Source organism: Vreelandella populi (genome assembly GCF_003989825.1).
Classification (GTDB): Bacteria; Pseudomonadota; Gammaproteobacteria; order Pseudomonadales; family Halomonadaceae; genus Vreelandella; species Vreelandella populi.
The window spans coordinates 61,625-75,444 of the sequence record NZ_RZHE01000002.1 but is presented as its reverse complement, the minus strand read 5'-3'; the positions used below and the strand labels follow the sequence as shown (position 1 = coordinate 75,444).

At 46.7% G+C, this 13,820-nt stretch carries 9 protein-coding genes; 1 reads left to right on the top strand and 8 read right to left on the bottom strand.

The features are described from left to right. Window positions 1-3: 3 nt before the first annotated feature. The 4 genes from ELY25_RS00310 to ELY25_RS00295 form a co-directional block, all read right to left on the bottom strand. The gene (locus ELY25_RS00310) at window positions 4-912 is read right to left on the bottom strand and encodes a glycosyltransferase family 2 protein (protein ID WP_221885403.1); all 909 of its coding nucleotides are present in this window, start codon (window positions 910-912) and stop codon (window positions 4-6) included. Beyond that, a complete protein-coding gene (locus tag ELY25_RS00305) occupies window positions 896-4,477 on the bottom strand; it encodes a class I SAM-dependent methyltransferase (protein ID WP_221885486.1) in 3,582 nt (1,193 codons plus the stop codon). The genes ELY25_RS00310 and ELY25_RS00305 overlap by 17 nt, the downstream gene beginning before the upstream one ends. 98 nt (window positions 4,478-4,575) lie before the next feature. Continuing rightward, entirely contained in the window at window positions 4,576-5,952 is a 1,377-nt protein-coding gene (locus ELY25_RS00300) for an ABC transporter ATP-binding protein (protein WP_126949317.1), read from the bottom strand. Then, entirely contained in the window at window positions 5,942-6,691 is a 750-nt protein-coding gene (locus ELY25_RS00295; RefSeq protein WP_236995602.1) for an ABC transporter permease, read from the bottom strand. Before ELY25_RS00295 ends, ELY25_RS00300 begins: the two co-directional genes overlap by 11 nt. Before the next feature lie 525 nt (window positions 6,692-7,216). On the opposite strand from ELY25_RS00295, the gene ELY25_RS00290 reads away from it, so the two are divergent. Beyond that, window positions 7,217-8,125 carry a glycosyltransferase family 2 protein gene (locus ELY25_RS00290; protein ID WP_126949315.1) on the top strand — a complete coding sequence of 303 codons (909 nt, stop codon included), beginning with the start codon at window positions 7,217-7,219 and terminating at the stop codon, window positions 8,123-8,125. On the opposite strand, the gene ELY25_RS00285 is transcribed toward ELY25_RS00290, so the two are convergent. The 4 genes from ELY25_RS00285 to ELY25_RS00270 all read right to left on the bottom strand — a co-directional run bounded on the left by ELY25_RS00285 (window position 8,122) and on the right by ELY25_RS00270 (window position 13,797). Beyond that, the gene (locus ELY25_RS00285; protein ID WP_126949314.1) at window positions 8,122-9,393 is read right to left on the bottom strand and encodes an O-antigen ligase family protein; all 1,272 of its coding nucleotides are present in this window, start codon (window positions 9,391-9,393) and stop codon (window positions 8,122-8,124) included. The genes ELY25_RS00290 and ELY25_RS00285 overlap by 4 nt on opposite strands. 26 nt (window positions 9,394-9,419) lie before the next feature. After that, on the bottom strand, window positions 9,420-10,847 hold the full coding sequence (locus tag ELY25_RS00280; protein WP_236995601.1) for an undecaprenyl-phosphate glucose phosphotransferase: 1,428 nt from the start codon (window positions 10,845-10,847) through the stop codon (window positions 9,420-9,422). Between the two features lie 554 nt (window positions 10,848-11,401). After that, window positions 11,402-12,433 (bottom strand): porin, encoded by a 1,032-nt coding sequence (locus ELY25_RS00275; protein ID WP_126949312.1) that lies wholly within the window; start codon window positions 12,431-12,433, stop codon window positions 11,402-11,404. A 305-nt stretch (window positions 12,434-12,738) separates the two neighbouring features. Then, the gene (locus ELY25_RS00270; protein ID WP_126949311.1) at window positions 12,739-13,797 is read right to left on the bottom strand and encodes a porin; all 1,059 of its coding nucleotides are present in this window, start codon (window positions 13,795-13,797) and stop codon (window positions 12,739-12,741) included. Window positions 13,798-13,820: the final 23 nt, after the last annotated feature.

Sequence of the window (13,820 nt, the reverse complement as noted above, 5' to 3'; positions counted from 1 at the left end):
TAGCTATTTATATTTACCAGCGCGCCCGATAAGACCGTGTAATAAGCCACTAGTCATTTTCATGAAATGCTGTCGGCGAGGCTTGGCATATAGCGTGTAGAAACCATACTTTAACAGAAGACGCCACGCATCTACGCACTTCCACTGTAATGGCACCCAACCCGTGCGATAAAGCAGCACAGCGTTGCGGAAGTGATAATAATGGCGTAGCGGGCTGTGCAGAGGAATCTTTCGCCCGCGAAACTTAATCGGCGCTTCGCCCAGGCTATGTTCCATATGTGCGCTGCATACGCCATAGCTTTGGAACCCATGGTGACCTGCCCGTAGTCCCCACTCTATATCCACATAGTCGATGAATAGATCATCGCGCATATCACCTACCTTATCAAACACCGGCATCGGAATAAGGCATCCCGAAGCAATCAGGTAATCAACGGGTAAAACATCGCAGCTTGTTTCACAACTATGGCGAAACAATCGCCAGTTACGAATTTGCAGAAACGGAGGTGGATTTTTCTGGCGCCTATCCATATACCGTGGCCCGGCAGCGGCAGCTGACGGTTTATCGGTCAAGGCGGCGTGCAACTCAGCCACCATATCATGGGCGGGCAAACTATCCTGATCCATCAATAGCACATGGCTTGCGCCTTGCTGCTTCGCCCAGGCAATACCTGCGTTTTGAGCCGCAGCAATGCCCGCATTTTCTTTCAAGGCGATAATATGGTCAGCAGCATGTTGCTGAGCTGCATTCCAGGCAGCAATATTTTCATCCGAACCGTTATCGACGATGAGTATAGTCTTCACCTGGTTTCTAAGCCGGTTAACCAGCTCACCCAGCACGTCAAGTGCCGGGTGATACGTAACAATGACGGCAGTGGTTTCTGGGTTAGCCATATTAGCTTGGGTTGGCATGCCGATACTCACTGGTTTCGATGATATTAACGTCCGATGAGTAAAGACCGCTGTCTACATTGACAAGCATATCCGCAAGCTCTTCTGCCTGGTCTTCAAAATACGTAAGGTGGCCTTTTTCCAGCTGGATTTCATCGCCAGGCTGGTAATTCTTGAATACGCGAATTGACTCCAGAACCGCTTCCTTCAAATCTTTCCCTTCGTCGGTGAAGGGTATGATAATACCATTTTCACCGGGAATGATGTCTTCGACTACGCCACCGGCATCCGTTGCGATGACCCAGACATCTCGGGCAAGTGCCTCTCTGACGGTAAGGCCGAAGCTCTCTTTCCATTGTGTCGGGAATAGAAGTACATCAATACTGGAAAAGAAGCTATCGATCGTATCCTGGGTATAGGCCGGTACGATTTCCACCTTTTCAATGTTCTTGAATGTGCCGGAATCGTAGGTCGAAAACCCGAGATTCATGGCATTATCAACGATAACGAGCTCTGCATCTGCCCCGTTCAGCTCAGTAAAGACTTTTCTGACAAGATGCACGCCTTTGATTTCGGTATTGCCGCCTACATAGCCAAACCGCACGGGGCCGTTGTGGCGAATTTTGGGCATGGGACTTGGCTTACGAACGCCATTTTTGTTTACCAGTACCTTTTTCTCTGAATAGCCGTTGGCAATAAAGAAATCGGCAAAGAAACGGCTAGGTGCAAGCAATGCTGATGCGCCTCTGAGCGCGTCGTCCATCTTGTTTAAACGCTCATTGTTAAGGCTTGCATTGTTCACGCAGACGGCACATATCTTTCTATCAATAACGTACTGCCCGCAGAATTTTCCATGCCGATCAATCATGAACTGGCGACCGCACAGCCACCACGCATCGTGCAGGGTAATTACGTACTTGATGTTTCTTTCTTTGCAGAGGTCGACAATCGGCAGGCCGATCCCTTGAATGCTGTGTAGATGCACAATGTCTGGCTTGACCACATCCAGCACATCGCTTAACGCTTGCACAACATTCGGGTTATCGAATTGCGCTCTGTCATCCAGGCCGTCAGGCAAACCCATGCCATAAACATTGATACCATCTGCTTCGTAGCGCCGGACCTGATAGGCCTCGGCTACATTGGTAGGCACTGCGGTAAACATGTGCATGTCGAAATCATCGCGCTGGTTCAGACGCGTGTTCATCTCTGCCGCTACCACGGTGGCCCCGCCGAAGGCACGTGGCTTGTAGTAACAATTAACCCCCAGCACTCTGAGCTTTTTAGGCTCTGTCTCGCTGACTTCAAGCTCGGAGAAATCATGCAACAGTGGCTGTAATTGCTGTGTGGCAATATTTTCAGGTGAGTAGGCTTGCAGCACGAACGCATGGGCACTCGCCGCCATTTCTTCGCGCAGCTCAGCGTTGTTTACCAATTGCGAAAATGCATCTGTCCACTCTTCGTCCGTTTCACAAAGGAAACCATCAACACCGTGGGTAATAGCGCTGGTAAAAGCGGCCCTTGGCGAACAGACAGAGGGTACCTGCACAGCGGCAGCTTCCAGAAACTTGATATTGCTTTTGGAGTCATTGAACACATAATGTTCAAGGGGCGCGATGCTGATATCACACTCGGCCAGACTCTCCAGATACTCTTCATAGGAGCAGACAGGAATGCGCTCAATACGGGCCTCAAACTGATCAAACTCAGCAGGGAGATCCAGCAGGCCGATCAGTCGGAAATGCACATTGTCATGGGTAGCAAGAATTTCGAGCAGCGCAGGCACGGCCTCTTGGAAATCGACATTATGGGTGTTGGTGCCCGAGCCGTACACGATACGAATCACGTCGTCTTTAATCGCTGTTTTGCGCTTATCGTTTACCTTTTCAGCCACGACCATTGTCTGTGCATCCAGCGCATTTTCAATCACCTGGACGCTATTCATACCAGCTTGTCGCATGGCTTCTGCAAGGCCCGTAGTAGACGCGATGCCGTAATCACAGCTGAGCATGGCTTTTAAATAGAGCTCTGCCCCTGTCAGCAGACCCTGGAAAGTATCTTTATCAAGTCCCGCGAGCGTTTTACTATTAAGGAGTATTTCGCGATCGAAGATCAGGTCATCGACTTCCCAATACGTTGGGATATTCAGACGCTTGGCTTCTTCAATAATGCTTATTGCGTTTGGAAACCCAGGGACGCGGTAAAAAATCACCATAGAGTGGGTCTGTAGCGCTTTGATCGCTTGTTCAGACTCGTTCCAGTCAATAGCAGTGCACTCAACACCCAGGTGTTCGAACATTTTCTGTTTTTGAGTGACACGATACTTCTTACACTGCGGAATGCTGAATTCAGCAACAATCAGCACCCGGGGCGCTAGATACTCCGTTGAAGAGTGACTCATTGCTGCCAAATAAACAGGGTCGGTGACATGCGGCATAGCAACGGCTGATGTTGCTTCTACCAACCGAAACCCTCGCTTGAGGCCTGCGAAGCCTTCGCGGCGATAGATTGCAACGGCTTTGCGTACTGTGCTTTTTACTCCGCCGCCGCGCTGTATCGCAGGCTTGATCAGCCCTGCTGCCCGCAGGCACTGCTTGATGAGAACATTGCCATCACGAAGGGGCTTGGTTAGCTTCCAGCTTTTGGAATTCAACACTTCCGTTAGCTGGAGCTCCTTATCGACCAGGTGCTGGGTACGTTCCAGAAGGAAGGTATTGCGCTCGTCAATATCCGTACTTAACAGCTCAAACTCACTGTCTCTTTCAGCCAACGCTTTTTGCGTCGCATGAATGACACTATCGCGCTCATGAACAGCGCTTACGTGCTCTTGTATAACCCTGTCTCGTTCCTGAACAGCACTTACGTGCTCTTGTATAACGCGGTCTCGCTCGTGAATATCCATGTTAAGTTCATTAACCAGATCATCGCGCTTGGCTATTTCCTGGTTGGCATTTGCTACGGCCTCATGCAGTTGAGTAATAACCCATTGCTGCTCGATCACTTCGCCAAGCTTTGCGAAATATTTACGTATGAACGCATGGCCTTCCGGCTGGGCCCACTCTTTTACTAGCTCTAGAACGGCTTCGGGCTGCTCTTTACCGACAAACAGCACACCTAGGCCAAACGAGTGCTCAAAGATGATGTGCGGATAGTGCTCTTTTAATTCACTCCACAGCTTCCAGACGCCAAAATCTCGCTCGCGCACGTTGGTGTCATGAAACAGCACCACGGCTCGATCAGAGAGCTTTGGCAACCAAGTTTCAAAGTCGTGTTTAACGGCTTCATAGCTGTGTAAACCATCAATATGCAGAAAATCGATATCGCCATCAGCAAAGTTATCTACTGCTTCGTCGAAGGTCATTTTCAGCAGTTTGGAAAAGCCTGTGTAGTTTTCATCATGGTGCTTTCTGACCACATCGAATACGTGTTCAGAGTATAAGCCGGCGTGCTCGTCCCCTTCCCAGGTATCTACCGCGTAGCAACGAGTGGGTAGCCTGTTTCTGTCGACGCTTTCACAAAAAGAAAAATAGGAGTGCCCGTAGTGGGTTCCTAGCTCGACCAGGCAGTCTGGCTTTACGGTTTCCACAAGCCACGCCCCAAACGGGATGTGGCCAAGCCATGCACTAGGAAACTTCGACGGCTCTTTCGAGACAAATGAAGACTTCAACATTTGCTGATAAATATTCATAAACTGGTCATCTCAATCTTTTTCATAGGTACGCCGACTAGTCCAGTACTGACACTGCTGCTGTGTGATTTCAAAACAATAGCGTCATGCATCCAGTGATGCTGCACATGCCCCTGCTGGCTGCCCTCAGCGATGGCGACCGTCATGGAGTAGTCGCCCATGGGCAACACAGGCATTCTGAATTGGAAGTTAGCAACAAATACTTCGCCTTCAGCTATGTGCACCGGCTCTTCCAAATAAGTCAGATAGGTGTTGTCGCCAAAGAGATGCTGACCCAACCTGTCCTTGACAAGGAAGCCGACAATCGGACTGGTCATATATGTATTGGAGGTGCATTCGATTCTTACCGTAACGTTTTCACCGCCTACCACCCAAGCCAGACGCTCGCCATTCTCATCCAAAAGGTGCGCCGAATTGATAACGGCTCCACCACTACCAAAACCCTCAGAATTTTCATCGAACTTTATTATTTCAATGTCATTGCGATACTGAGTGGTATTAATAAAATCCAACCGCATATCTTTTGCATCTTCCGGCTCACTATTTTGCTCCAAGCCAACAGTGCTTCTATTTTTATTAGTAGCGGACATGGGCGCCGTACCATCCTGCTGAGAGATGTACATCGCCGCTAAATACTCTTTTGAGATGTCCTTTGGTTCGCCTATCATTTTGATCTCGCCCTTATCGAGCCATACAACTCGCTGACAAAGGTTAATTATGGCGCCAGTATCGTGGCTTACAAACAGGACAGTACCGTTCTCCATGAATTTGCGTAAGAAACGCATACACTTCTGAACAAAAAACGCATCACCGACCGAAAGAGCTTCATCAATAACCAATATATCGGCATCTACGTGGGCTATTACAGCGAAGGCAAGCCGTACAGCCATGCCGCTTGAATACGTTTTAATAGGCTGATCAATGAAGTCTCCAATATCGGCAAACTCAACGATACTGTCGAACCGATCATTAACTTCCTCGGTAGTGAGACCAAGCACAGTCGCGTTCATATAGACGTTTTCGCGACCAGTGAACTCTGGATTAAAGCCCGATCCTAGCTCCAGTAGTGCTGCAATACGACCACGAGTTTCAATTTCACCCTGTGTAGGTGTCAGCGTTCCGCATATCATCTGCAGCAGCGTCGATTTACCTGAGCCATTACGACCGATGATTCCAACCGTTTCACCCTTTTTGACTTCAAATGAAACGTTATTGAGCGCTTTAAACTCTTTAAAGTATTTAGCCCCTTCTTGACCTATAAGTTTTTTAAACCTTGGTACAATAAACTGTTTCAAGCGGTCATTGGGCTTATCATAAACCTGATAATATTTATGAATATTATCAACCCTGATTATTGTTTCATTAGAGGACATCTGCAAATCCTTTTCTGGTCTTCTGAAACCATGCATACCCCAACCAAGCAAAGGCAGTAGAAAATAAAGTATAAACAACCAACCCTTTCCAATCGGGTAAACGCCCCCAAATCAGCACTTCTCTAGCTTGCTCAATAATAAAGGTTAGAGGATTCAGAAGAATCAATATCTGATACTCTTCCGGCAATCTATCAATAGGAAAAAAAATAGGTGAAAGAAATAACAGTACCGTTATAATGACACCAATAAACTGACCGATATCACGCAAGAATACACCTAAAGCGGCTAGCATCCAGGCAACACCCAGTGACAGAATTGCTAACGGAAAAAATACGAAAGGTGTTAATACGATTGTCCAAGGTGGGATGCCAGTAAAAAAGAGGTACGCGACCTGCAGCACGAGCAGACTTATGGCCGTATGGAATATGGCTCCTCCTAATGCAATGGCGGGTAGAATCTCTAACGGAAACACCACTTTTTTAACATAGTTAGAACTTCCTAGGATCAGACCAGGCGCTTTGCTTAACACCTCGGCAAAAAAACTATGCACGACAAGCCCCGCAAAAAGTACAACTGCAAACTGAGTGCTTGTCTCCTCTTCGGTGACTCCCCAGCGTGCATTAAACACAACTGAAAATACAAACGTGTATACTAGAAGCATAAAAACGGGGTTTAAAAACGACCAAAAAAGTCCTAAAACTGAACCTCTATAACGACCAGCGACATCACGCTTGGTCATCGTTATAATAAGATCCCGGTGTTGCCATAAACTCTTTAGCAACGATCTAAATGATATTGGCTGGCTAGAGTGGGGATTCATTAATTCCTCGACTTATTGCTTCAGGTGCTTTTTTAAGTGGCTATATAAAACTAAAGTAAATCAATATTTGATTTATTAGCCTTTCCAACGTTAATTGGAAAAATATGTATATTAATATTCATTTTGTGCTTTTCTTTCATAGCAAAACAGTTGAGTAGGAAAGTTTTCATACGCCATCCATGGTGGAATTAATAAACCTCAGGCTTGAGCTAATAGCTAGCAACTCGCTACTATACAGCAGCAGAGGTTTTTTGAGAATTTTTGGTATCTTTGGTTCACTAAAACCTGAGCTAAAATATTTTTCAGCCCATCCTATTTTCTCAAAAGCAAATGAATATTATTCTATTTTAGCAAACTACGGCTGTAACCCATTAAAATTATGATATTTTATTCAATAGCATTACAATTAACAATTAAATACACACTGATTGTAGAGAGATCGTAGTGAATAGCGTAGGCCTATGTGTACCAACTTTAAATGCTGGTGCCTTTTGGCATGAGTGGATTGCACGCGCAACCCCTGCGGCTACAGGTTTTCGTGTATTAATCTTGGACTCATCCTCTGATGATGAGACAGTCGCAATAGCACAACAGGCTGGGTTTGAAATACTGCATATCAGCCGTCAAGAGTTTAACCATGGGGGTACTCGCCAACTAGCGCTGCATTACTTAAGCGATTGCGACATCGTGTTATTTTTAACACAGGATGCGTTAGTGGCCACCCCGGATTCACTAGCGGAACTGATATCGGTTTTTGAAGACCCAGTAGTAGGCGCTGCGTTTGGCAGGCAGCTGCCACACCAAGATGCCACAGCTATTGCAACCCATGCCCGGCTGTTCAACTATCCCTCTACTTCTCGCGTTGTAAGTCAGGCTGACATTCCCAGACTAGGCATCAAGACAGCATTTCTTTCCAATTCCTTTGCTGCATACCGTAGGCAAGCACTAATAGACGCTGGCGGATTCCCTGACAATGTCATTCTTTCTGAAGACATGATGGCCGGCGCCAGATTGCTTGAACACGGTTGGAAGCTTGCCTATAACGCCGAAGCCTGCGTTTATCATTCGCATAACTATTCAATTCGCGCAGAATTTAAGCGATATTTTGATATCGGGGTTTTTCACGCACAGGAGGCATGGCTCACCAAGTGGATGGGCAGTGCTGAAGGCGAAGGTATGCGTTTTATTCGCTCAGAGGCTAGCTACTTATTGAGACATGCACCTCTTACGCTTCCAAGTGCTCTACTGCGTACGTTTGTAAAGTACTTGGGATATCGATTAGGGCGTTATGAAAAGCAGCTACCTACTCGACTTAAAAAGAAGCTTTCCATGTATCCCCAGTTTTGGGGCTAAGCGCTATGCTCATGCTTTCTGATTAGCACGCTATAGCACCCCCACAGCAGGCTAAGCCAGAATGGGTAAAACATGACCCCACTGTTGTGTGCTAGAAAGGTCTGTGATAATCCAAAATCTATGTAGCCAACTGCCAAAAGTGTTCCTGCCATGGCTACTGAGCGTATTTCAAGATTTGGGTGTTGAAGCCCGGAAGCAAATAGCCGCAAGGGAATAAAATAGAGTGCTAAAAGCGCTGCCAGGCCGATTAACCCACGTTTAGCCAAGGCATCTATATATTCGTTGTGGGCGTGCCCAAACTGAGATGCTTGGTGGGTAATCTGCCCCTGCTCACCTAACTGGGCCATGGCCTCGCGGTATCCTGACTCACCCCAACCATACAGAGGCCGTTGTAGAATCAACTGGCTGGCACCGCGCCACATCTCAAAACGCAACCCTAGAGAGGTATCTCTATTCTCATCAGAGTAATAATGGGAAAGATCATTAAAAGCTGCATGAACACGTTCTTGAACGCCAGTTTGGGGAATAGAGTAAACGGCCACACCGGCTGCAATCACACCACTAATGATAATCACCTTCAGAGCGTTAGGAAGTTTTTTCCCATAGCCCTGATAAAGAATGAAAGCAACCACTGGAAGACCTATCCAACCGCCTCGACTACCAGAAAGTAATGATCCCAGCATTCCCATCGCTCCGCCAGCAATGAGTAACGTGCCCCATGCATAGCGATGTGGTTGTGCGAATGCCCACCCAACGCCTGCAAAGCATATAACCCCCATAAGCATGCTCAGGTTCCCAAATTGAATAACATGGGTATAACCTTCTGCGCGCTCCACCCCTTCTACAATTTTCTGCCAAATAGCCCATCCTCCCGCCAGACAGGTACCTACAGCTAAACCGCTCCACACCGACGCAAGTCTGGGTGGGAAACGGATGATGAGTAATAGAACGGGAATTGCGAGCAAAAAACGAACGGGCCGATCCAGCCCGCGTGCTCCATCTTCTACAAACGACATCCCACCCACGATAAGCGCATAACCCCCTAAAACCCCTACTATCCAGTAATCCCGATTGCTTAATGTAAAGTTAGGTTTTAAAAGAAGAAGGGAGGCGCTCCCTAATAGCAGAAGGAGTGGCCCAACTGAGTAACCTGATGGTACAACAAGAGCAACACTTCCCATAAAAAATACGGATAAAGCAATATAAACTCTTATTGATTTATTAAAAAAATCATCTTCACGCTTTTTTAAACCGGCGCTAATTGACATTTACATCAACACTCTGCAATGATGAATTAATAAGCATTCTTGTTAAAAAACCCTTTAATAATAGTTAGAAATATAATTCGTAAGTCTAAACTAAGCGTCCAGTTATCGATATACCATAAATCATGCGCAACTCGTTTTTCCATTTTTTCAATGGTATCCGTACTTCCCCTATGACCATTTACTTGTGCCCATCCGGTTATACCTGGCTTTACTTTGTGGCGTTTCATATAGGACTCCACAATATCTTTATAATAATCATTATGGGCTAAAGCATGTGGGCGCGGGCCGACAATAGACATACGACCTTGTAAAACATTGTAAAACTGAGGTAGTTCGTCTAAAGAACTTTTACGAAGAAAAGCTCCTAAAGGTGTTACTCTTTCGTCGCCAGGGCTTGCCTGGATCACCCATCCTTCAGGCTCCTGGTGCACATACATTGTTCGAAACTTATAAACTTTGAAAAACTTTCCATTTGCACCAGTGCGATATTGTTTAAAGAGCACGGGCCCTGAAGAAGTGACCTTGATAGCAATCGCTATTACCACGCATACAGGTAATATTAAAATACTAATAAGTGATCCAAGCACAAGGTCTTCCATGCGCTTTACGATTCGATTTATCCCATCCAGAGGGGACACGCTAAGATCAACCGCCAAGTGGCCAGCTACCTCACTCATACGGTGATTTAGCAGCTGCATTCCTTCAAAATCGGGTATAAAACGCACCTCTGCAGTCTGGTAACGAAGTTCATAGAAAATTGAACTTACTAGCCCTCCCATCTCTAGTGGCACACATATCCAGACTTCACGCGCCCCTGATTGAACAACGCGCCTTATCAAACGCTCATAAAATAAACTGTCAGGCTTATCACGCAGCCGCTCAATACCGGCAATATAATACCCCTCAAAGGGTGCATCACGCATACCTTTACCAACATGAACAATCTGTAATGAAGGTCCTATTAAAAAAACGGGTCGTTTAGCTTTACCTATTTTTCTCGCATACTTAAGTAACAGCTGAGCAAAAACTCTAAGTGCTACAGCTATTATGAAAGAAATAAACAGAGTATAACTAATCCATAACCGTGAATACTCTTCTGAAGCATGTGCAAAATAAATTATCGAGGAAACCAATATCGCAACCGCAAGCCATACCATGCCTAAATTAAGCACCAGCGTTGACACTTTAATAATGCGCCAGCGTATATACCTGCCCTGAGTGGTATTAATAAGCAATATAAGCAAAGCCATTACGACTAACGCCAGCCAATACCTGTCATGCAAATGAACCGTTTGAAACCGGATAAAGTATGCAATCGTTCCAGCTATTAGCAACGCAACTACATCCACTATTGGGACTATTATCTGTGCGGGGTAACGTTCAACTATACCTACTGATCTTCTATCCATGAGCCACGGCAACGTTATATTTGGTGAACTATTAAAATAGCGCATTCAAAAATTGATTATTTAAAAACTGATCTTTATTTAAACTACCATCCACAACTTTAGAAACCGCGTTACTTTTAAAACTTATTCATTACATAGCTAGAATATTTTTTAAATAGCTTTGTATGCATAAAACTCTTTCAATCAATTTATTATACCAGAGCAAAATACAAGGCACCCTATCCTAAGGAAGAAAATCATCACGAAAGAAGCACATTGTAGCTTTGAAAAAAGCTCATACGCGTTTTATATTTTAAAAACTAATAAAATTCAGTACCTTAACTGAAGATTCGACTTAAAACCAAACGCTCATTGCTCATCTTTAAATTTTACTTTACGTACAGACATACGCTAGATGCTCTCTGCAAGCGAGGCGTGAGCTAAGGCATGGTAAAGGCTAAACAGCGTCCAGATAAATAATCACAGCTGCTACCAAACCCAAAAGGCCTGCACCCTATATGTGGCAGAATGCAGACCTCGAAGCTCACCACAAACCAGTCAATTGCAAGACCGACTCATTTGTACAGACTTTCTAACTTTCAGCGATATCCAGGGAGCTGTTAAAACAGATACCTTGCCCCAGTCAGCCAATACACATTGTCAGTCAGCTCACCCAGATGAGCATCACGGTTAACGCTAGGCGCATCACCATCGGCCACCTCTACAAACACATCAAACGCGGATGACACCTTGTAGTAAGTGCCGGCTGCCCAGGCGTTGCTATTATCCTGGCTGTCGCGTTCAACATTGTAATAGTCTGCGGTAAAGGTCCACGGCCCGGTGGAGTAAGTACCCCCTAGCCCTACGGTGTCAAAACCTCCACCATAAACATCGCTTTCATCTTGGGTTTCATACCCCAAACGCGTCGACAACTGATCTGTGATCTCGTAATTGCCTATTAGGCCATACAGCATTTCGCCATTGCCGCCGCCGCGCACAACGTCTTCAACTGCACCTAGCCCTATGCTTAGCGGGCCTTGCTGATAGCGTACGCCGCCCTGGGCGGCAACTATGCTGCCTTCGCGGCTTTGCTCTTCAGCTGTTAAACCACGCTCGCTGTAGTGCTTTAGCTGCACAAACGTTGTGAAGCCGTTGAGTTCTGGCGTGTAGTAACCAATAGAGTCGCCACGCGACTGTATGCCCGAGGATTTAAACAGCAGCCCACGGTCCAGGTAGACGTCAAACGGCAAGGATACGAACTGGGCATAGAAGCTATCAAAATTGCCTGCCTGGAATGTTCCGTACTGCTGGCTGGCAAGCCCTATATAGCTTTGGCGAAGCTCGTTAAAGCCGCGATCTGTACGCCGCTCATCTCCGGAAAAGCGCCATTCCAACCGGCCGAATGCAGTTAAGTCAGAGGACACCTCTTGGCTCATACGAAAGCCCAGGCGTGAATACACATCTACGAACTCAACGCCGTCATCTACTTTATCGCCATTGCTATCAAAGTCGGCGCCACCGCCTGTAATGCCCATGGAGATACGCCCATAGATATCCAGCTTTGTACCTTCCTGGTCATACACGGTGGTTGCCTGGGCAGCGCCTGCCCATAAAGCGCTTGTGACGGCAGTTGCGAGTAGCGTTTTTTTCATCTTGGTCCCTTAAGTACTTTAATGGCGCAGCAACTGGAAAGCGCTACGCTGTATAGTTTGCTTACACCAACCCGTTAACGAAAATCGGTTAAGCAACATAAGCGCCAAGAATGTTATAAAATAACAATAAGAATGAAAAGAAATATGTCATCAAGTTGACATAATTATTGGGAAATACCTTCTATTAAGTGCTACTTCATTGAGAAAGATAATAAAAAACCACAAAAAAACCGGCCTCAAAAAGAGGCCGGTTCTATTAGGTCTGCTAGGCAGGTTACCTTTAAAGCGTGACAGTTAAGCCAGGCTTAGAAGTGGTAACGAGCGCCTGTCAGCCAGTATACGTCGTCAGTCAGGTCGCCCAGACGAGTGTCGCTGTCGATGCGGCTAACTGCGTCAGCATCAGCAACTTCTACGAATACGTCGAATGCGCTGGAAACTTTGTAGTAGCTACCCAGTGCCCAAGAACGGCTAGTTTCTGCATCATCACGCTCGATGTTGTAGAAATCACCGGTGAACGCCCAAGGACCAGTGGTATAGGTAGCACCCAGACCAACTTTGTCATAGCCGTTTTCGTCATTAGCGCCACGCAGATCGTAGCCGCTGTCGTTGCCACGGAATTCGTAACCCAGACGTGCAGAGAACTGGTCGGTGAACTGGTACTGACCGATTAGGCCGTACAGCATTTCGCCGTTACCACCGCCACGCTGTACGTCTTCAACAAAACCCAGACCTACAGTAACCGGGCCCTGTGCGTAACGAACACCACCTTGCGGTGCAACTACGGAACCTTCAGACGATTGCTCGCCTTCTGTCAGGCCGCGCTCGCTGTAGTGTTTCAGCTGTAGGAAGGCAGTGAAACCTTCAAGATCGGGAGTGTAGTAACCGATAGAGTCGCCACGCGACTGTTTCGGATGACCAGCGAACTCCAGGCCTTGGTCGATGTAAACATCGAACGGCAGAGAAACGAACTGGTTGTAGAAGCTGTCGAAGTTACCCGCTTGGAAAGTACCGAACTGGTTGCTTTGCAGACCGATGTAGCTCTGACGCGTTTCACGGAACGCTTCGCCAGAACGACGCTCGTCAGCACGGAAGCGCCACTCAAGACGACCGAAAGCGGTCAGGTCGCTAGTTACTTCCTGGCTCATGCGCAGGCCAAGACGAGAGAAAACGTCTACGAATTCAACGCCATCATCAATTTCTTCGCCATCACTGTTGTACTCAGGGCCACCACCGGCGATACCCATGGCGATACGGCCATAGACGTCCAGCTTGGTGCCGTCCTGGTCATATACAGTGGCTGCTTGAGCGGCAGCAGAGGCGCCAAGGGCACCAATGATAGCAGTCGCTAAAAGTGTCTTTTTCATGATGTAGGTTCCTTTACTAGCTT

Bases quoted from the DNA above. Each gene is read 5' to 3' on its own strand.
- ELY25_RS00280 (WP_236995601.1), bottom strand. From the start codon at position 10,847: ATGCGCTATTTTAATAGTTCACCAAATATAACGTTGCCGTGGCTCATG.
- ELY25_RS00295 (WP_236995602.1), bottom strand. From the start codon at position 6,691: ATGACCAAGCGTGATGTCGCTGGTCGTTATAGAGGTTCAGTTTTAGGA.
- ELY25_RS00270 (WP_126949311.1), bottom strand. From the start codon at position 13,797: ATGAAAAAGACACTTTTAGCGACTGCTATCATTGGTGCCCTTGGCGCC.
- ELY25_RS00310 (WP_221885403.1), bottom strand. From the start codon at position 912: ATGCCAACCCAAGCTAATATGGCTAACCCAGAAACCACTGCCGTCATT.
- ELY25_RS00285 (WP_126949314.1), bottom strand. From the start codon at position 9,393: ATGTCAATTAGCGCCGGTTTAAAAAAGCGTGAAGATGATTTTTTTAAT.
- ELY25_RS00300 (WP_126949317.1), bottom strand. From the start codon at position 5,952: ATGTCCTCTAATGAAACAATAATCAGGGTTGATAATATTCATAAATAT.
- ELY25_RS00275 (WP_126949312.1), bottom strand. From the start codon at position 12,433: ATGAAAAAAACGCTACTCGCAACTGCCGTCACAAGCGCTTTATGGGCA.